The sequence below is a fragment of the Sphingomonas hengshuiensis genome, from assembly GCF_000935025.1.
Taxonomy (GTDB): Bacteria; Pseudomonadota; Alphaproteobacteria; order Sphingomonadales; family Sphingomonadaceae; genus Sphingomonas; species Sphingomonas hengshuiensis.
Genome location: NZ_CP010836.1, coordinates 1851521 through 1870322 on the forward strand (window position 1 = coordinate 1851521; position 18802 = coordinate 1870322).

Consider the following 18802-nt stretch of genomic DNA (forward strand, 5'->3'; position numbering starts at 1 on the left):
CCCCTACCCCGCGATCGGCAGCTCGTGCGTGGACTTGATCTCCGACAGCGCCACGGTCGAGTTGATTTCCTGAATCCCGGGCAATTTGCTCAGCTTGTCGAAGAAGAACCGCTCATAGGCGTCGATATCGGTCGCGACGATCCGCAGCATGAAGTCGGTCTGGCCCATCAGCACATAGGCATCCAGCACTTCGGGGAAGGAGCGGATCGCGGCGCTGAACTCGTCGAGGTTCGAGCGGCCGTGCGCGTTGAGCCGGACCTGCGCGAAGATATGCGCATTGAGCCCGATCTTGCGGCGGTCGATCACCGCGACCCGCGCGCGGATCACGCCTTCGCGCTCCAGCCGGTCGATCCGCCGCCAGCAGGGCGATGCCGAGAGCCCGACCTTGGCTGCAATCTCCGCAGTCGTCTGCGCAGCGTCGCGTTGCAACTCGCGGATGATTCTGCGCTCATACCGGTCGAGTTCGATCATCTAAACCTCGATATGCGTATAATGAGGTCAATCTTACCGCGGATAGCCCATTTGGTCCACAGCTTAGGTCACATCTTTCCCGACGCACGCCGCATAAGCATCGCGAACCGCACACAGGAACGATCATGGCCTTTCAGACCGACCACGCGCTCGCCCCGGCCAGCGTCCACCTCCTCCACGACGCAGCGAGCGGGCTCGACGGCGTGATCGTCCTCCACTCGACCGCGCTCGGGCCCGCTGCCGGGGGCTGCCGGTTCTGGAGCTATCCCGATCGCGAGGCGATGATCGCCGATGGCTGCCGACTTGCCGAGGGGATGAGCTACAAGAATGCGCTCGCCGATCTGCCGCTGGGCGGGGGCAAGGCAGTGCTGCGCCGTCCCGAGGGCGATTTCGATCGCACCGCGCTGTTCCGCGCCTTTGGCCGCGCCGTCGAGTCGCTGCGCGGCAGCTATGTCACTGCCGAGGATGTCGGCACGCATGTCGAGGACATGACGGTGGTGCGCGACCATAGCCGGCACGTCGCGGGGCTTCCGCTGCGCGGCGACCGGCCCGGCGGCGATCCCTCGCCCTGGACCGCGCGCGGCGTATTCCTGTCGATGCGCTATGCCGCCGAGCGCAGCCTGGGGCGGCCGCTCTCCGACTGCACGGTCGCGGTGCAGGGCGTCGGCGCAGTCGGTGCCGCGCTGGCCGGGATGCTGCATCGCGCCGGGTCGCGGCTGATCGTCTCGGACGTCGACGCCCGTGCAGCAGCGCGCGTCGCGATCGAAACCGGGGCACAGGTGGCGAGCGTTTCCTCGATCCTGTCGGCGCGCGCGGACATCTTCGCGCCGTGCGCGCTGGGCGGCGTCCTCCGGCACGACACCGTGGGCAAGCTCAAGGCCAAATTGGTGTGCGGCGCGGCCAACAACCAGCTCGCCGAGCCCGCCGATGGCGACCGGCTGGCCGACCGCGGCATCCTCTATGCCCCCGATTATGTCGTCAACGCCGGCGGGATCATCAACGTCGCCGCCGAATATCTGAGCTGGTCGAGCGAAGAGGCGGCGCAGCGCGTCGAAGCGACGCCGCAACGGCTGGCGCAGGTGCTCGACTATGCCGCCGCCACGGGCACCGCGCCGCACGACGCCGCCGACCGGCTCGCGCGCGAGCGCATCGCTGCGGGCCATGCCGCGCGCCGCGCCGCCTGATCGCAGTGAAACTCTCGGTCCACGGCGCGGGTTCGCCCGAGCTGCCGCTGCGCGTGCTGGGCCTGCTCGCGCAGCAGGACGCAGTCGTCGAGCGTGCGGCGCTCGAATTGCGCGACGGATGCTACCGCATCGCGCTCGACACCGCGCCGGTCGCGGCGGACCGCAGCGCGCTGATCCTCGCCAAGATCCGCGCGATGGTGCTGGTCAGCGCGGCGGAGATGCAGGATTAGTTCGCTGAAATTGTCAGCTGGCCCAACTAAAGCTACCGTCATGCTGAACTTGTTTCAGCATCCATCGTGCAACAAGCTGCGAAAAAGCAAGTTGTGGGTTGGATGCTGAAACAAGTTCAGCATGACGGGGACTAAAGCAACGTCACGCCGCAGCGTCTCCGTGCAGGCTCATCAGCGAGTCCATCAGCCCTTCGTCCGCGCTCGAACACACGCCGAGCACCAGCGCCTCCTCGCATCCTTCGGCCACGACATAGGCGTGCCCCATCGACGAATCGATATAAATGGTCTCGCCCGGGCCCAGCACCACCGGATCGTAGAATTCGGTGTGGACCTCGATCCGCCCCTCGATGACGTAGATGAATTCCTCGCCCTGATGCCGGACGAGATCGCCGAACTCGCGGGCGCTGTGCGCGCGGATGCGCGTGACCAGCGGGATCATCCGCTTCCGGCGCAAATCGGTGCAGAGGTAATGATAATCGTAATTGGGCGTGGTGACGCGCACCGCCTGCTCCATCGTGCCCAGGCTGCGACGACCCGTCACGCGGACGACATTATCCTCGGACCCTTCGGCAAACAGGTCCGACATGCGGATGTTGAGCCGCTGGGCCAGTTGCTGGAGCTTGTCATAGGTCAGCGTCAGCCGGTCATGCTCGACCTTGGACAGCGTCGAGACCGGAATGCCCGACTTGGCGCTCATCTCCTTGAGCGTCCAGTCGTGACGCGCACGGATACCGCGCAGCACCGCACCCAGCGTCGGCTTGGAGGCGCTATTTGCCATCACTGCCCATCCGCGTTTGACAATTTTCTAATCAGGATCATTATGTCCCTATCGGGCTAATAGATGTAGCTCATTGATAGGGATTCGCGCAGGTCGCTGCAACCGTCCGCGCGGACAATGCAAAAGGGGATCGCGATGCGTTCGTTTCGCAGGCTGATAATCGCGCTGATGGCGGTGCTCGTGCTACCGTTCACCACCCAATTGTTCGCACAGGGGCCGGTGCCACAGGGGCCCGCCCCCAAAGCCTCGGCGCCCGCTGCGGCCTCCGCGCCCCCCGCGGGCCAGGCGACCCGGAACCCGCCGCCGCTCGACGCCATAGATCTGGAGACATGGCTCGACGGCTTCATGCCCTATGCGCTCGAGCGCGGAAGCATCGCGGGCGCCGTCGTGGTCGTCGTGCGGGGCAACGGCACCGTGCTGCAAAAGGGCTATGGCTATGCCGACTATGCCACGCGCAAGCCGGTGTCGCCCGACGCCACGCTGTTCCGCCCGGGCTCGATCTCGAAGCTGTTAACCTGGACCGCAGTGATGCAGCAGGTCGAGGCGGGCAGGATCGACCTCGACAAGGACGTGAATTCCTATCTCGATTTCACGATCCCGGCGTTCGACGGCAAGCCGGTCACGATGCGCAATATCATGACGCACACCGCCGGGTTCGAGGAGTCGGTGCGCCATCTGATCACCAGCGATCCCAAGGCGGCGCTGCCGCTGGGCCGGCTGGTGAAGGTCACGCTGCCCCAGCGTGTCTTTGCGCCGGGCACGACGCCGGCCTATTCCAACTATGCCACCGGCCTCGCCGGCTATATCGTCGAGCGCGTCAGCGGCATGTCGTTCGACGCCTATGTCGAGCAGCGCATCTTCGCCCCGCTGGGCATGACCCGGTCGAGCTTCCGCCAGCCGTTGCCCGATGCGCTCAAGCCGCTGATGTCGAGCGGCTATCCCGATGTGAACGATAAGGCCAAGCCGTTCGAGATTGTCGCCCCCGCGCCCGCCGGCAGCCTCTCCTCGACCGGCGCCGACATGGGCAAGTTCATGATGGCGCATCTTACCAACAACGGCGTGCTGATGAAGCCCGAGACGATGCGGATGATGCATGATTTCCGCGCGCCGGGGATCGGCCCGCTCAACACCATGGCGCTGGGCTTTTACGAACAATGGGTCAACGGCCAGCGTTCGATCTCGCATGGCGGCGACACCCAATGGTTTCACAGCGACCTGTGGCTGTTCCCGGAATCGGATGTCGGCCTGTACATCTCGATGAACAGCAGCGGCACAGAAGGCGCGGCGCATGCCGTACGCAGCGCGCTGTTCCACAAATTCGCCGACCGCTATCTGCCCGGCACCGATCCGATCGGCAAAGTCGATGACGCCACCGCGCGTCAGCACGCCGCGCTTCTCGCCGGCAATTATGTCAGCAGCCGCGGCTCGTTCACCAATTTCCTGAGCGTGCTCAACCTGCTGGGCCAGTCAACCGTAACCGTTGGCGAGGATGGCAAGATCGCCTTCCCCGCGCTCGATGGGCTGAGCGCCGGCGCGCGCGACTGGGTCGAAGTCGCGCCATTCGTGTGGCGCGACACCAACACCGGCGAACGCCTCGCCGCAGTCGTGAAGGACGGCAAGGTCGTGCGCTTCAGCGTCGATGTCGGCTCGCCGTTCATGGTGTTCGAACCCGCGCCCGCGGGTCTCAACACCGTATGGCTGGTGCCGGCACTGCTGCTCGCGCTCGGCATCATCCTGCTCGCTGCGCTGGCATGGCCGGTGCGCGCGCTGGTCCGCCGCAGCTATGGCCAGAAGCTCGCGCTCCAGGGGCGTTCGCGGCTCGCCTATCGCCTGTCGCGCGGCTTCGCCTGGCTGGTGCTGGCGGCAGTGGCGGGATGGATGGGCCTCATCGCCGCCTTCTCGGCCGATCTCGGATCGATCGGCGGCCCGCTCGACTGGCTCATTATCCTGCTGCGGGTCATCAGCCCGATCGCAGCGATCGGGCTCGTCGCATCGAGCGGCTGGCTGTTGTGGCTCGCCTTTGCGAGCAAGCGCCGCTGGACCGCCAGGCTCGGCGCGCTCCTGCTGCTGCTCGCGGGGCTGGTGGTGCTGTGGGTGGTGGTCTCCAGCCACCTCTACGGCTTCAACATGGTCTATTGATGCCTGCGCCGGACACGCAGGGACCGACGCTCGACCTTCGGGTCGAGCGTTTTCCCTATCACAAGCCGTTCCGCATCTCGGGCCATGTCTTTGCCGAAACTGCGGTGCTCGTCGCCACGCTGTCGCAGGGCGCACATCGCGGTCGCGGCGAAGGCGCCGGGGTCTATTATCTGGGCGACGACGCAGGCCATATGCTGGCCGAGGCAGAGCGGGTGCGCGGCGCGGTCGAAGCCGGGGCGACGCGCGACGATCTCCAGCACCTGCTCCCGCCCGGCGGCGCGCGCAACGCGCTCGACTGCGCCTTTTGGGAGTTGGAGGCGCAGCAGGCGGGCACGCCCGTATGGAGGCTCGCCGGGCTCGATCGGCCGCGACCGCTGCGCTCGACGCTGACTTTGGGGGCGGACACGCCCGAGGCGATGGCGGCAGGCGCGCTGGCGATCGACCGGCAAGCCCCGGTGAAGCTCAAGCTGACCGGCGACCTTGCCGACGATATCGCGCGGCTGGCGGCGGTGCGCGCGGCGCGACCCGAGGCGTGGATCGGCGTCGACGCGAACCAGGGCTATGCGATCGAGACGCTGCGCGCGCTGTTGCCGGTGCTGGTCGAACACCGCATCGCGCTGCTCGAACAGCCGCTGGCGCGCGGTCGCGAGGCCGATCTCGACGGCCTCAAACGCCCCCTGCCCTTTGCCGCCGACGAAAGCGCGGTGACGTTCGCCGACACCGCCGGGCTGGTCGGGCGGTTCGACGTCGTCAATATCAAGCTCGATAAATGCGGCGGCCTGACCGAGGGGCTGGCGATCGCGCGGCAGGCGCGGCGGCTCGGGCTCGAGGTGATGGTGGGCAACATGATGGGGACCAGCCTGTCGATGGCGCCTGCCTATCTGCTCGGCCAGCTTTGCGACGTCGTCGATCTCGACGGCCCGACCTTCCTCGCGCGGGATCGCACCCCCGGTGTCCGCTATGCCAATGGCCAGATTCACTGCGCCAGTGACATTTGGGGCGCATAATCAATTCATTTTCTATAAGGGTTGACAGTTCTCTGATTAGGACAATAGTCTCACATCAGAGACGAGAGCGATATAGGCGTCTATGGGCGATGTTCGCCACTTTCGCCGCCGCTCGCCGGCCAGCACCTTGGGGGAACAAGTCATGAAGCAGGCACTTTGGATCGCATCCAGCGCACTCGCCCTCGCCGCCTCCCAACCCGCGCTCGCCCAGGACGTGGTGGCGCGCGATCCCGACACCATCGTCGTGACGGCCCAGAAGCGCGAACAGGACCTGCTCGACGTGCCGCAATCGGTGTCGGTCGTATCGGGCGCCACGCTGGAACGGCAACAGGCAGTGACGTTCCAGGACTATGCCAAGCTCATCCCCGGCCTCCAGCTCGAACAGAGCAACCCCGGCGAGGCCCGCATCGTCCTGCGCGGGATCAACACCGGCGGCGTCGCCTCGACGGTATCGACCTATATCGACGAAACCCCGTTTGGATCGTCGAGCGGCCAGAATAACGGCGCGATCCTCGCGGGCGAGTTCGACACGTTCGACGTGACCCGGATCGAAGTCCTGCGCGGCCCGCAGGGCACGCTATACGGCGCCAGTTCGCTCGGCGGCGTGGTGAAGTTCGTGACGAACCTTCCCGACACCGCCGCAACCGAGGGCCGCGCCCGCGCCACCATCGAAACCACCGAGGGCGGCGACCTGTCCTATATGGGCCAGGCGATGCTCAACCTGCCAGTGTCCGAGAAGCTCGCGATCCGGGGGTCGGGTTTCTATCGCTCCTATGGCGGCTATATCGACTCGATCGGCACCGGCGGCTCGGACGTGGCGGAGAATATCAACGGCTCCAAAAGCTATGGCGGCCGGCTCTCGGCGCTGTTCGTGCCCACCGAGACGCTGTCGGTTCGGCTCAGCGCGGTGCTCCAGGATTTCGACAGCAAGGGCGGCAGCGTCGTCGACGCCGATCCGGCGACCTTGGCGCCGCTTTACGGCCTGACCCAGTCGCAGTTCGTTCCCGAATTCACCAAGGTCAAGTATCGGCTGTACAACGGCACGCTCAACCTCGACCTGGGCGGGGCCGAGCTGCTGTCCTCGACCAGCTATGCGGTGCAGGACGTGACGCTGCGCGACGACCTGACCACGCCCTATGGCGCCGCGCTGGGGGTGCCGAGCGACATCGGCATGGCCCAGATGACCAACCTGACCAAATGGACCCAGGAAGTGCGCCTGCAATCCCCGACGAGCAGCAGCGTCGAATGGCTGGTCGGCGGCTATTACACGCATGAAAAGGGCGGCATCTTCCAGCGGATCGACTTGCTGACTCCGGGCACGCTGTCGGTGGACCCGGCGATGCCGCAGGTCGCCGATATCTTCACGACCTCGACCTATCAGGAGGTCGCCGGCTTCGGGAACGCAACCGTCCATCTCGGGCCGCGCTTCGATCTCACGCTGGGCGGGCGGTACAGCCACAACAAGCAGTTCGCGGATCAGGGCGGCACCGGTCTCCTCGCCCCCGAGGCGCTCGATTCGCGCTCGTCGGAGAATGTCTTCACCTGGTCGGGCGCCGCCAAATATTCGGTCTCCGACACGGCGTCGCTCTATGCCCGCGTCGCCAAGGGTTTCCGCCCCGGCGGCCCCAACCTCCTGCCACCCGGAGTGCCCGCGGGCACCCCGCGCACCTATGGCTCGGACTCGCTGATCAGCTATGAAGTCGGCGTGAAGGCCCAGACCGCCGACAACAGTTTCTCGATCGATGCGGCAGCGTTCCATATCGACTGGACCGACATCCAGCTCTTCACCGTGATCAATGGCTTCGGCCTCAACGCGAACGGAGGCAAGGCCAAGAGCGAAGGGTTCGAATTCACCGCGACGCTCCGGCCCACGCGCGGCTTCGTGGTGGCGTTCAACGGCGCCTATACCCGTGCGCGGCTCACCAGCGACACCGATCCCAATGTCGGCGGGCTGGCGGGAGATCCCCTGCCGTTCACCCCGGAGTTCAACTGGAACGTCAACGCCGATTATAGCTGGACGCTGGCGGGCGAGACCGAGGCGTTTGTCGGCGCCTCGCTCCGCGCGCTATCGAAACAGCGCGCCAATTTCGACGCCGGCTTCGGCGCCGCGTTCGCGCTCGATCGCCCGACGCTGCCTGCCTATGAAGTGATCGACCTGCGCGCAGGCGTCGACTTCGGGCGCTTCACCCTCGACGTCTATGCCAAGAACGTCGCGAACAGCCGCGGCGTGACCGATGTGACGACCGGCGGCGGTCTCCCGGTGGCGCCCAACGGCGCCATCACCACCGGCATCGTCCGTCCCCGCACCTTCGGCCTTTCCCTCGGCGCGGGGTTCTGAAAGTCATGAGTATGCGCGTATCCCTGTCTGCACCCGTCGTCGCCGATGACGGTTTGACCCTGCCACAGCCCTATCTGCTATTCCTCGGCGACACGACCGAAGCGGGCTTCGCCAAGACCGCGCTCGGCCTGGTCGACTGGGCGGGGGACCGCTGCGTCGGCGAACTGGCGGTGGACGGCTGCACGGTCACGACCGGGCTGCCGCTTATGTCCCCGGCAGAGGCGCGGGCGGCGGGTGCGCGGTCGCTAGTGATCGGTGTTGCCAACCAGGGCGGGGTGATCGGCGATCGCTGGATCGCCCCGCTGGTCGAAGCGATGGAGGCCGGGCTCGACCTGATCAGCGGGCTTCACCAGCGGCTGGGGAGCGTGCCCGCGCTGGCCGATGCGGCGCGGCGCACCGGGCGGCGGCTGATCGATATCCGCACGCCCCCGTCCGCGATCCCGATCGCCACCGGGCGCAAGCGCGGCGGCAAGAGGCTGCTGACCGTCGGCACCGACTGCGCATTGGGTAAGAAATACACCGCGCTCGCGCTGCATCGCGCCTTCGTCGCGCGCGGAGCCGACGCCGATTTCCGCGCGACCGGCCAGACCGGGATCATGATCGCGGGTGGCGGCATCCCGATGGATGCAGTGGTCTCCGATTTCGAAGCGGGCGCCGCCGAGATGCTGAGCCCCGATGCGGCGCCCGGCCATTGGGACGTGATCGAGGGTCAGGGATCGATCTATCACCCCGCCTATGCCGCGGTGTCGCTGGGCCTGCTCCACGGCAGCCAGCCCGATGTCTTCGTGGTCTGCCACGACCCGGGCAGGACGATGGTGCTGGGCCTTAGCGGCTATGCCCTCCCCTCGGTCGAGGACGTCATCGACCTCACCATCCGCCTGGGGGGCCGCACCAACCCCGCGATCCGCTGCGGCGGGGTCAGCTTCAACACCGGCCGCTATGCCGAGGATGAAGCCGAGGCGCTGATGGCTGCCGAGCGCGATAGGCTGGGTCTGCCCGTCGCCGATCCGATCCGTGGTGGCGCGGCGTTCGACGCTCTCGTCGCGAACTGCCTCGCATGACCATTGCCGGGCCGGGCCGCGCGTCGACCCGGTTCCAGCGCTTCCTGCTGCCCGGCTTCGCGCTCAAGGCGGTGATCATCGGCGGCGGCTATGCGACGGGGCGCGAGCTTGCCGAATATTTCGCGCCCGCCGGCCCCTGGGGCGGGCTGGCGGCGATGCTGCTGGCCACTGCGATCTGGAGCGTCGTCGCGGCGCTGACCTTCGCGCTGGCGCGGGCGATGCACGCCTATGACTATCGCAGCTTTTTCCAGGGGCTGCTCGGCCCTTTCTGGATCGCGTTCGAGATTGCCTATTTGATCTTCGTCATCCTGATCCTCGCGGTGTTCGGCGCGGCGGCGGGGGCGATCGGCGCGGCGACCTTTGGCTGGCCGGAGGCGCTGGGTTCGGTCCTGCTCGCGCTCGGCATCATCGTCACGACGGCGCTGGGCACCGGCGCGGTCGAGCAGCTGTTCAAATATGTCTCGATCCTGCTCTACGCCGTCTATGCGCTGTTCCTGGTGCTGGCGCTGGCCAGCTTCGGCGGGCTGATCGGCCAGGGTTTTGCCGCGGCGCCGCCGCCCGCGGGCGACTGGGTGGCGGGCGGGCTGACCTATGCCGCCTATAACATCGTCGGCGCAGTCGTGATCCTGCCGGTGCTCCGCCACCTGACCAGCCGCCGCGACGCAGTGGTGGCGGGACTGATCGCCGGCCCGCTGGCGATGCTGCCCGCGATCCTGTTCTTCGTGGTGATGATGGCCTTCTACCCGGCGATCGCCGCCGAGGCGCTGCCGTCCGACTTCCTGCTTCGGCAGATGCGCCTTCCCGGCTTCCACCTCCTGTTCCAGCTCATGATCTTCGCGGCGCTGCTCGAAAGCGGCGCGGGCGCGGTGCATGCCGTCAACGAGCGCATTTCGGGCGCCATGGAGGCGCGGGGGCGCCCGCCGCTCGGCACCCGCGCCCGCGCCGCGATCGCCGCGGTGATCCTGGCCGGTTGCATGTTCGTCGCCGCTCGGGTCGGGCTGATCGCGCTGATCGCCAGCGGCTATCGCTTCCTCGCCTGGATGTTCCTGCTCGTCTATCTCGCGCCGCTGCTGACGATCGGCGTCTGGCGGCTGTTTCGCACGCCCCCCACCGCCCCGGAGTCCCCGCAATGAACCCGCTGCACCTGCTCGCCCTCGGGCTGGCGCTCGCCGTCGCGACGCCCGCCGCAGCCGATCCCCCCGCCGATCTCGCCGCCCGGGTCGAGGCGCTGCGCAAGCGGGTCGGCGCCGCCGGGGTGTCGATCGCGATCGTCGAGGGCGGCAAGACGACGCTGTCGCACGGCTGGGGCACGCGCAAGCTCGGCGATGCGGCGAAAGTGGACCAGCACACGCTGTTCCAGACCGGCTCGACCGGCAAGGCGATGACCGCCGCCGCGCTCGCGATCCTGGTCGATGAGGGCAGGATCGGGTGGGATGACCCGGTGATCAACCATATCCCGTGGTTCCGGATGTACGATCCGTGGGTGACGCGCGAGATCACCGTGCGCGACTTGCTAGTCCACCGCAGCGGGCTGGGGCTGGGTCAGGGCGACCTGATGTTCGTGCCGCGCACCAACCTCACGCGCAAACAGACGGTGGAGCGGGTGGCGTTCCTGAAACCCCGGACCAGCTTCCGCTCGGCCTATGCCTATGACAATATCCTCTATGCCGTCGCCGGCCAGCTGATCGAGGAAGTCACCGGCAAGAGCTGGGAAGTCTTCATCCGCGACCGGCTGCTCCGCCCCGGCGGCATGATGGACGCGACCAGCGACAGCGAGGACCGTTTCCGCATCGCCAACCGGTCCTGGCCGCACGCACGCCTGTCGGGCCCCTTGCGCGGTCTCGGCCCGCAACAGGTGCTCGACGAGCGCGACGAGCTGGGCCGCAACGGCGCCCCCGCCGGCGGCCTCGCGCTCAGCGCCGACGACATGGCGGCATGGCTCAAGATCCAGCTCGCGCACGGCGGCCTGCCCAATGGCAAGCGGCTGTTCAGCGAGAAGCAGGCGCTGGAGATGTGGAACCCGGTGGTGACGATGCCGATCACCCCGCTACCCGCATCGCTCGCCCCGGCCATGCCCAATTACCAGGCCTATGCGCTCGGCTGGCAGGTCCAGGACTATCGCGGCCACCGCATTATCGCGCATAGCGGCGGGGTGTTCGGATCGATCACCCGCGTCGTGGTGGTCCCGGACAAGAATATCGCCTTCGCAATCATGCTCAATTCCGAGGATAGCGGCATGCTTCTCGGGCTCTATTACCTGCTGCTCGACCATTATCTGGGCGCGTCGGACCGCGACTGGGTGAAGAACTGGCAGGATTGGTATGAATCCCGGCTCGAAGGCGGGCGTGCGTTCCTCAGCGAGGCGAAGGCTGCGCCCGTCAAGGTCGGCCCGTCGCTCGACCTCGCGCGCTACGCCGGGCGCTATCGCGATCCCTGGTATGGCGATGTGGTGGTGGCATCGACCCCGCAAGGGCTGACGATCGACTTCACCTCCACCCCGCGCATGAAGGGGCGGCTCGCGCACTGGCAATATGACAGCTTCGTCATGGCATTCGACGACAAGGCAGTCGAGCCTGCCTATGTTACCTTCGCGCTCGATCCGGACGGCAAGGTCACCGGCGTCAGGCTGAAGGCGGTCAGCCCGATCGCCGATTTCAGCTGGGACTATCACGACCTCGATCTCAAGCCCGTGGAGGACGCGAAGTGAAAGCGATTACCCTCACGCTCGGTGCGCTCGCCTTATCCGGCTGTGTCGCCACACGCCCCGCCGAGGACCCGGTCGCGCTCCATGCGCGGATGCTGACCCTCGACACGCATCTCGACACCGCGCTCCATTTCGGGCGCGCGGGCTGGCGGTTTGACGCGCGCCACAGCCTTGCCGACGACATGTCGCAGGTCGATTTGGGCCGCATGAAGCAAGGCGCGCTGGATGGCGGCTTCTTCGCGATCTACACCGATCAGGGCCCGCTGACGCCGAGGGGCTATGCCGATGCGCTCGCCTTCGCCCGTGCGCGATCGGACCTGATCGACCGGACGATCGCTGCCTATCCCACGCGGATCGCCCCAGCACTGACCGCCGCCGATGCGCAGCGGCTGGGCCGCGAGGGCCGGTTGATCGCCTTCAAGTCGATCGAGAACAGCTACCCGCTTGGCGAGGACCTGTCGCTGCTCGCCGAATTCCGGGCGCGGGGCGTGCGGCTGGCGGGGCCGGTCCACGGCAAGAACAACCAGTTCGCCGATTCGGCCACCGACACGCCGCGCTGGGGCGGGCTCAGCCCGCTGGGGCGGCAATGGGTCGCCGAGATGAACCGGCTCGGCATGGTGATCGACGCGAGCCATTCCTCCGATGCCGCCTTCGACCAGATGCTTGCGCTGTCGAAACACCCGATCCTGTTGTCGCATTCGAGCCTGCGCTCGGCGCATGACCACCCGCGCAACCTCGACGAAGGCCGGCTACGCGCGCTCGCGGCCAAGGGCGGGGCGATGTGCATTTCGACCATCTATCTGTCCGAAATGAACCTGACGCCGGAGCGCGCCGAACTCTTCACCGCCTATGAGACGATCGCCAGCCTCGACCCCGCCGGACAGGCCGATCTCACCCGCCGCTGGAACGCGCTCAACGCCCGGGAAAAGATGTGGGACGCCAATTTCGAGACGTTCATGGCGATGCTCCTGCGCGCGATCGAGGTCGGCGGGGTCGACCATATCTGCATCGGCGCCGACTGGGACGGCGGCGGCGGCATCGACGGGATCGACGACATCACCGCCTTGCCCAAGGTCACCGCACGGCTGAAGGCCGCGGGTTATAGCGATGCCGATCTCGAGAAGATCTGGAGCGGCAACGTGCTGCGAATACTCGACGCCCAGACGCACTGAGCGCCGCCCTTCAAAGCGCCCAGTCGAACTGCACCCACAGCTTGCGCGTGTCGGTAAACAGCCGGTCGGCGGAATAGCGGGCATAGCGCAGCGCGAACCCCGTCCGCCCCAGCTTCCCCCCGGCAAGCAGGTTCACTTCGTCGCCATAATGGCGCACCAGCCGGTCGCTGTCGAAACGGTGATAGGCCGCCTGCACCGTCACGCCCTTCACCGGCCCGAGCGCCTTGGCCGTATAGCCGATCGTGGCATAGCGATCGCGCAGCCCGTCGGGCGGCGTGGTCGTCAGCTTGTCGGCCCATCCCTGGAATTTGAACACGCTCCCCAGCGGCGTCTGGAACGAGGTCAGCGCCCCGCCCTTGTCGGCGCCCAGCACTTCCTGCCCCGCGCCGATCGTGAAGCCGCGCGCCTCGATCCCGACATCGGCCAGCCAATATCCGGCGCGATAGCGACTGGGGTTGCGATGATAGTCCGACTGCGTTGCCCAACTCGCCTGATAGTGAAGCCGCACGCCGTCCCCCAGCGGGCGCACCCCCGCAAGCCGCACGCCATAGCTCTGGCTCGACAGGCGGAACCCCTGCACCTCCGCCTCGTCCTGGTCGACCAGATAGGCAAAGCCGGTCAGCGTGCCGATCGGCGTCGCATAGCCCAGATTGGCGAACACGCTGTCGCCCCCCACCCCCGGCTGGCGCGCGCCATTGCCGTCTATGCCCCAGATCGTGCGGACAGCGCGGACATAGCTCAGATCGGCCTTGAGCCCCTCGATCGGCGCTGCCTCGACGCGCACCGCGTCGAAGGTCTGGGCGTTGTCGCGAAAGGCGGCGTTGCCGATGAAGCGCTCATCGTCGAGCGCGATCCGCTGGCGCCCCGCCGTCACCGCAAAGCCCGTGCCCTGATAGCGAAGCTGCGCGCGGTACAGCGCGATATTCTGCGGATCGGCGATCGTCGGTCGGGTCGCCGCGCCGTGGAGGCCGTCGTCGTACCGATCGACCACCGCCATCGTCCCCTGCGTCTCGACCAGCGCCGACCAGGGCCCCGCCGCTGCCTGCACGCCGGCGCGGACACGCACCGTGACAGCGGTCGAATCTTCGGGCAGCCCCTCCTGCGCGACGTCCTCCAGCCGCAGCCGCGCCTCGGCCAGCGGCGTGACGGCCACATCCTGCGCAAAGGCAGGCCCGGTCGCGGCCAGCGCGGCCAGGGTCACGATCAGCGCTTTCATCGATAGTCCTTCCATAGCGTTGAGCAATGCAGCCCGTCGCCCGCCTTCGTGTTCAAGATCAGATATGTGCCGGCAAAACCCGGGGAAAAACCTTCCTGTCAACTGCTTTGCGGCGCCCGGAGACGAAGCCGGGAAGAAGCTGCCAATTCGATCTCGCCGACGAAACTGCTACCGGCTGGACAATCGGGGCGGCCCGCCCCTATCGGCTGCGCGATGGGAATCATCGCAACGATCATGAACAGCACCACCGGCCAACCGATTCAGAAGATGCAGTTCGGCCGCATGCCCAAGCCCTGGGCCTCGTTCACTCTCGAAACCGGCGAACTGGTAAAGGCCGATCGCGTCGAGGTAGGTAAGCCCGCGCCCGGCAAATTCGTGGTGCCCGTCTCGGTATGGGTGACGCCCAAGGCCTGAGGCGGATCGCGCCGCGTCAGCGCAGATAATCGAGCGCGGTACAGATATGGTAGAGCGAGCTGGCGGGAATGTGATCGACCAGCGGCGCGCCCCGTGGGTCGACGCGATCGATCCATCCGCCTGCGATCGCGGGGGTTATGAACGACTGCCACGCCGCTGCCAGCACGTCGGACGTCCCTGAGGCACGCACTGCGCGGCCCTGGGGCAGATCGAACGCCTTTGCCGCCTCCGTCGCGGGCCAGAGCCGGTAATCCGCCGCGACGGGCTCGCCCGGCCCCATCTGATCGACCACCCCGCCGCGTGCGTCCACCCCGCGCTGCGCGGTTCGCAGCAGCCGCTCGATCCTGCCCGCCATGTCGATCCCGGTGATAGCCGCGGTGCGCGCCAGCAGCCAGGCCCATTCGAAATGATGCCCCGGCTCGAACGCACGGCCATCGTCGACGGGCGTCCAGTCCTCGCCATAATATTCGGAAAGCACATCGTCCTCGGCGGACAGGAAGCGCCGGTCGAACAGGTCGATCATCGCGGCGATACGCGGACGGAAATCGCCGCAGTTCCCGGTTTCGTGCAAGGCCAGAAAAGCCTCGAGCAGGTGCATGTGCGGATTCTGCCGGCGCGGCAGCACGCCGGGACATTGTTCGGCATAGCCCCCGGCCGGATGCGCCATCGCGCGATCGAGAAAGGCCAAAGTGCGGTGGACCAGCGCGACATGGCGCGGCTGCGCATCGAGCGTCACCAGCCCGGCCAATGCCAGCAGGACGAAGCCATGCGCATAGAGATCGCGTCGCGCGTCGACGATCGCGCCCTGTCGCGTACAGGAAAATGCCCAGCCATTCCCGGCATCCGCATCCCAATAGCGCGCGACCATCGCATCGCCCGCGCGCATCGCCAGTTCGTCGGCCCCCGAGAACCAGCCATTCGCCGCCGCGGTCGCGAAAACATGGATCTGCCGCGCCTGGACCATCACGCGCCGGGGCACCTCCCATTGCGGGCGCCCGTCGAGCGCCAGCCGCTCGACAAAGCTCCCGCTCTCGGCATCATAGCCCGCCTCGCTCCACAGCGGCAGCGCCCGCCGGCACAGCCAGTCGATCCAGACTTGAGGCGAGCCCTGCGTCACGAGCGCGCCAGCAAGTCGCAAACGAAGCGATCGAGATCGCCGCCGGGGAACAGGAACCCCGCAATCCCGGCGCGGGCCGCCGCCTCGACGTCGGTCGCCTTGTCGCCGACCAGGAAACTGCGGGCACGGTCGATGCGATGCGTCTCGATAAGCCCGTTGATCATCCCCGGCGCGGGCTTGCGACAGTCGCATGCGCGCGCATAGGCCAGGACGCTGCCCTCGGGGTGATGCGGGCAATAGGCAAATGCGTCGATCCGCGCTGCCTCCGGCAGTGCCGCCTGCATCGCGGCATGGACGCGGTCGATGGCCGCTTCGTCGAAATAGCCGCGCGCGACGCCCGACTGGTTGGTCACGACGAACAGCCGGTATCCCAGCGCCGCAAGCCGCGCCAACGCCTCGCGCGCGCCCTCTATCCAGCGGATCGCGCCGGGGTCCGACAAATAGCCGGTGTCGACGATGAGCACGCCATCCCTGTCGAAAAACGCAGCGGGAGCCGCGCGGGAAGTGGGATCCAAGATCACGCTCACATTCGCTATATACGTCTTTTCACTGAATAGGATGGTATCGTCTCGTTAGACAATAGTGCTAAGCTGCAAATCGGGAGAGGGACCGAAATGTTTGTGCGGCCGGCGTTTGCTGCCTGATGCGTATCGTGGCATTTATCGCCTTTATGCTTTCGCTGCGTTGCAGCGATATTGCTTTGGCGCGAACGTCAGCTAATGCTCTCGTGCAACGGGCGGGGTGGCAATGGGCCGCGATTGCTGCCGACCGCTTCGACCTGGCGAGCGCGCGGCGGCCCATCACGACGCGATCCGCGGTGCTAACAGTATATATCGAAGGCGACGGCTTCGCCTATGCGCGGCCCGGTCGCCGGTCGATGGACCCGACGCCCACCGATCCGGTCGCGCTGCGGCTGGCGTTGCAGCATCCCGGGAACGGCGCGGTCGCCTGGCTCGCCCGCCCCTGCCAATATGCCCCCCGCACGCGCAATTGCCGCAGCGACTATTGGACCGTCGCGCGCTACGCACCCGAGGTGATCGACAGCGCGGGCGCCGCGCTGGACCGGCTGAAGCGCGATACTGCGGGCGCATCGCGGCTGATCCTGGTGGGTTATTCGGGGGGCGGGGCGTTGGCGGCGCTGCTGGCGGAGCGGCGGGACGATGTCGCGGCGCTGGTCACGGTGGCCGCCAATCTCGACCTCGCTGCATGGGTTCGGGCGCACGACCTGACCCCGCTTTCGGCCTCGGTCGATCCGGCGACCGAGGCGGCGAGGCTTTCGCGCACGCCGCAAGTGCATTTCGTCGGTGCCGACGATCGCGTGGTCGATGCGCGGATCGCCCGCGCCTTCGTCGCCCGCATGGCGCCCGACGCGCCCGCCAGCATCACCGTCCTGCCCGCCCAGGATCATGGCTGTTGCTGGGCACGCCGCTGGCCGCTGCTCGCGTCGCGCCCCGAACTTACACGGATCGAGGGCTGGCGGTGAGCCCGGCGACCGACGCACTCGCCGGCGCGCAGGACGCCCGTCCGCACATCCTCGTCGTCGGGGATGCGATGCTCGATCGCTACATTATCGGCGAGACGAGCCGGATTTCGCCCGAAGCGCCCGTGCCCGTAGTTCAGGCGGGGCGCGAGGAAATGCGCGCGGGCGGCGCCGCGAACGTCGCGGCGAACGTGCGGGCGCTGGGGCCCAGGAGCAGCCTGCTGACGGTCGTCGGGGACGACAGCGGCGGCCGCGACCTGATCGACCTGATGGCGGCGCAGGGTGTCGCGCTGGACTGCGTGATCGACAAGGGCCAGCGCACCACGCAGAAGACGCGCCTGATCTCGGGCGCGCAGCAGATCGCCCGCATCGACCATGACGGCAGCGTGAGCGACAGCGCCAGGGCCGAACTCGCCCGCCGCTTCGAGGCACGGCTCGACGGCGTTTCCGCGGTGATCTTCTCCGATTACGACAAGGGTGCGCTGACCGACCTGCCCGCGCTGCTCGCCATCGCGCGGCGGCGTGGCGTGCCGAGTTTCGTCGACCCGAAGGTCGCGGACCCGGCGCGCTATGCCGGGGCGTTCCTGCTCAAGCCCAATGCCCGCGAGTTCCATGCGCTGTTTGGCCAATGCCCGGACGAGACCCTCGCGGCGCGCGCGCGGGCCGTGCTGGCCGAGATGGACCTCGACTATCTGGTGGTCACGCGCGGCGCGAAGGGCATTTTGATGGTGTCGCGCACCGGCGAGGTCGTCGATCACCCGACCGAGGCGCTGGAGGTCTTCGACGTCACCGGCGCCGGCGACACGATCATCGCGGCGCTGGTCGTTGGAATCGCCGAGGGGCTGCCGATCGCTGCCGCCATCGATCAGGCGAATATCGCCGCCAGCATCGCCGTGTCGCGCCCGGGGACGCATGTCGTGACGCGCAGCGAACTGGAGGAGCGGCTGTACCGGCGCAGCCACGCGATGACCAAGCTCCTCCCGCTCCCGCTGCTCGCGGGCAAGCTGGACCATGCCCGCGCGGGCGGTGCGCGGATCGTGTTCACCAATGGCTGTTTCGACGTGCTCCATGCCGGGCATGTCCGGTTGCTCGATCTCGCGCGGCGACAGGGCGATGTCCTCGTCGTCGGGCTCAATTCGGACGATTCGGTCCGCCGGCTGAAAGGGGCGCCGCGCCCGGTAAACACGCTCGCCGATCGCGCCGAGGTGTTGAGCGGGCTTGCTTCGGTCGATCATGTCGTCCTGTTCGAAGAGGATACGCCGCTGGACCTGATCCGCGCGGTGCGGCCCGACGTGCTGGTCAAGGGCGGCGACTATTCCGCCGACACCGTCGTCGGGGCGGACCTCGTTCGCGAAGGCGGAGGGCAGGTCATGATCGCGCCGCTGCTGGCGGGCCGCTCGACCACCGCGATCCTAGGCGCGCTCGCGCGATGAACAGAGGAGCCCGAACCCAGCATGCAGCTAGTCTGCAAACATCCCGCCCTCACAGTGC

The 18802-nt window shown here is 67.5% G+C and carries 17 protein-coding genes; 12 read left to right on the plus strand and 5 right to left on the minus strand.

Annotation, left to right across the window (positions count from 1 at the left end):
- Nucleotides 1-3 precede the first annotated feature (3 nt).
- Nucleotides 4-471 (minus strand): Lrp/AsnC family transcriptional regulator, encoded by a 468-nt coding sequence (locus tag TS85_RS08185; RefSeq protein WP_044331553.1) that lies wholly within the window; start codon nt 469-471, stop codon nt 4-6.
- Nucleotides 472-596: 125 nt separating this feature from the next.
- Between TS85_RS08185 and TS85_RS08190 the strand changes: the two genes are divergently transcribed.
- On the plus strand, nt 597-1655 hold the full coding sequence (locus tag TS85_RS08190) for a Leu/Phe/Val dehydrogenase (protein WP_044331554.1): 1059 nt from the start codon (nt 597-599) through the stop codon (nt 1653-1655).
- A gap of 5 nt (nt 1656-1660) precedes the next feature.
- Nucleotides 1661-1885 carry a hypothetical protein gene (locus tag TS85_RS08195; RefSeq protein WP_044331555.1) on the plus strand — a complete coding sequence of 75 codons (225 nt, stop codon included), beginning with the start codon at nt 1661-1663 and terminating at the stop codon, nt 1883-1885.
- A 142-nt stretch (nt 1886-2027) separates the two neighbouring features.
- On the opposite strand, the gene TS85_RS08200 is transcribed toward TS85_RS08195, so the two are convergent.
- Nucleotides 2028-2663, minus strand: coding sequence for a helix-turn-helix domain-containing protein (locus TS85_RS08200; RefSeq protein WP_044331556.1), 636 nt, complete (start codon nt 2661-2663; stop codon nt 2028-2030).
- Between the two features lie 135 nt (nt 2664-2798).
- Between TS85_RS08200 and TS85_RS08205 the strand changes: the two genes are divergently transcribed.
- From TS85_RS08205 to TS85_RS08235, 7 genes are all read left to right on the plus strand, one after another.
- Nucleotides 2799-4802: a serine hydrolase domain-containing protein gene (locus TS85_RS08205; protein ID WP_044336062.1), complete on the plus strand. Its 2004-nt coding sequence runs from the start codon at nt 2799-2801 to the stop codon at nt 4800-4802.
- Nucleotides 4802-5809, plus strand: a complete 1008-nt coding sequence (locus TS85_RS08210; protein WP_044331559.1) for a dipeptide epimerase — start codon at nt 4802-4804, stop codon at nt 5807-5809. The genes TS85_RS08205 and TS85_RS08210 overlap by 1 nt, the downstream gene beginning before the upstream one ends.
- Before the next feature lie 142 nt (nt 5810-5951).
- The gene (locus TS85_RS08215; protein ID WP_044331560.1) at nt 5952-8147 is read left to right on the plus strand and encodes a TonB-dependent receptor; all 2196 of its coding nucleotides are present in this window, start codon (nt 5952-5954) and stop codon (nt 8145-8147) included.
- A gap of 11 nt (nt 8148-8158) precedes the next feature.
- Nucleotides 8159-9208 (plus strand): DUF1611 domain-containing protein, encoded by a 1050-nt coding sequence (locus TS85_RS08220; RefSeq protein WP_155006342.1) that lies wholly within the window; start codon nt 8159-8161, stop codon nt 9206-9208.
- Complete coding sequence (locus TS85_RS08225) at nt 9205-10341, plus strand: YkvI family membrane protein (protein ID WP_044331561.1); 1137 nt, start codon at nt 9205-9207, stop codon at nt 10339-10341. The genes TS85_RS08220 and TS85_RS08225 overlap by 4 nt, the downstream gene beginning before the upstream one ends.
- Nucleotides 10338-11915: a serine hydrolase gene (locus TS85_RS08230; protein WP_044331562.1), complete on the plus strand. Its 1578-nt coding sequence runs from the start codon at nt 10338-10340 to the stop codon at nt 11913-11915. The genes TS85_RS08225 and TS85_RS08230 overlap by 4 nt, the downstream gene beginning before the upstream one ends.
- The gene (locus TS85_RS08235; protein WP_044331563.1) at nt 11912-13084 is read left to right on the plus strand and encodes a dipeptidase; all 1173 of its coding nucleotides are present in this window, start codon (nt 11912-11914) and stop codon (nt 13082-13084) included. Before TS85_RS08230 ends, TS85_RS08235 begins: the two co-directional genes overlap by 4 nt.
- A 10-nt stretch (nt 13085-13094) precedes the next feature.
- Here the strand turns inward: TS85_RS08235 and TS85_RS08240 are convergent, their stop codons facing one another.
- Nucleotides 13095-14300, minus strand: a complete 1206-nt coding sequence (locus tag TS85_RS08240) for an alginate export family protein (RefSeq protein WP_044331564.1) — start codon at nt 14298-14300, stop codon at nt 13095-13097.
- A 213-nt stretch (nt 14301-14513) separates the two neighbouring features.
- On the opposite strand from TS85_RS08240, the gene TS85_RS08245 reads away from it, so the two are divergent.
- The gene (locus tag TS85_RS08245; protein WP_044331565.1) at nt 14514-14714 is read left to right on the plus strand and encodes a hypothetical protein; all 201 of its coding nucleotides are present in this window, start codon (nt 14514-14516) and stop codon (nt 14712-14714) included.
- A 16-nt stretch (nt 14715-14730) separates the two neighbouring features.
- Here the strand turns inward: TS85_RS08245 and TS85_RS08250 are convergent, their stop codons facing one another.
- Nucleotides 14731-15852 carry an AGE family epimerase/isomerase gene (locus TS85_RS08250; RefSeq protein ID WP_227698718.1) on the minus strand — a complete coding sequence of 374 codons (1122 nt, stop codon included), beginning with the start codon at nt 15850-15852 and terminating at the stop codon, nt 14731-14733.
- Nucleotides 15828-16358 carry a D-glycero-alpha-D-manno-heptose-1,7-bisphosphate 7-phosphatase gene (locus TS85_RS08255; protein ID WP_227698719.1) on the minus strand — a complete coding sequence of 177 codons (531 nt, stop codon included), beginning with the start codon at nt 16356-16358 and terminating at the stop codon, nt 15828-15830. The genes TS85_RS08250 and TS85_RS08255 overlap by 25 nt, the downstream gene beginning before the upstream one ends.
- A 290-nt stretch (nt 16359-16648) precedes the next feature.
- On the opposite strand from TS85_RS08255, the gene TS85_RS08260 reads away from it, so the two are divergent.
- Nucleotides 16649-17314 (plus strand): alpha/beta fold hydrolase, encoded by a 666-nt coding sequence (locus TS85_RS08260; RefSeq protein WP_227698720.1) that lies wholly within the window; start codon nt 16649-16651, stop codon nt 17312-17314.
- Nucleotides 17311-18744: a D-glycero-beta-D-manno-heptose 1-phosphate adenylyltransferase gene (rfaE2, locus tag TS85_RS08265; RefSeq protein WP_227698721.1), complete on the plus strand. Its 1434-nt coding sequence runs from the start codon at nt 17311-17313 to the stop codon at nt 18742-18744. The genes TS85_RS08260 and rfaE2 overlap by 4 nt, the downstream gene beginning before the upstream one ends.
- Nucleotides 18745-18802: the final 58 nt, after the last annotated feature.

Bases quoted from the DNA above. Each gene is read 5' to 3' on its own strand.
- TS85_RS08210 (WP_044331559.1), top strand. From the start codon at position 4,802: ATGCCTGCGCCGGACACGCAGGGACCGACGCTCGACCTTCGGGTCGAG.
- TS85_RS08200 (WP_044331556.1), bottom strand. From the start codon at position 2,663: ATGGCAAATAGCGCCTCCAAGCCGACGCTGGGTGCGGTGCTGCGCGGT.
- TS85_RS08245 (WP_044331565.1), top strand. From the start codon at position 14,514: ATGGGAATCATCGCAACGATCATGAACAGCACCACCGGCCAACCGATT.
- TS85_RS08230 (WP_044331562.1), top strand. From the start codon at position 10,338: ATGAACCCGCTGCACCTGCTCGCCCTCGGGCTGGCGCTCGCCGTCGCG.
- TS85_RS08225 (WP_044331561.1), top strand. From the start codon at position 9,205: ATGACCATTGCCGGGCCGGGCCGCGCGTCGACCCGGTTCCAGCGCTTC.
- TS85_RS08185 (WP_044331553.1), bottom strand. From the start codon at position 471: ATGATCGAACTCGACCGGTATGAGCGCAGAATCATCCGCGAGTTGCAA.
- TS85_RS08220 (WP_155006342.1), top strand. From the start codon at position 8,159: ATGCGCGTATCCCTGTCTGCACCCGTCGTCGCCGATGACGGTTTGACC.
- TS85_RS08215 (WP_044331560.1), top strand. From the start codon at position 5,952: ATGAAGCAGGCACTTTGGATCGCATCCAGCGCACTCGCCCTCGCCGCC.
- TS85_RS08190 (WP_044331554.1), top strand. From the start codon at position 597: ATGGCCTTTCAGACCGACCACGCGCTCGCCCCGGCCAGCGTCCACCTC.
- TS85_RS08240 (WP_044331564.1), bottom strand. From the start codon at position 14,300: ATGAAAGCGCTGATCGTGACCCTGGCCGCGCTGGCCGCGACCGGGCCT.
- TS85_RS08205 (WP_044336062.1), top strand. From the start codon at position 2,799: ATGCGTTCGTTTCGCAGGCTGATAATCGCGCTGATGGCGGTGCTCGTG.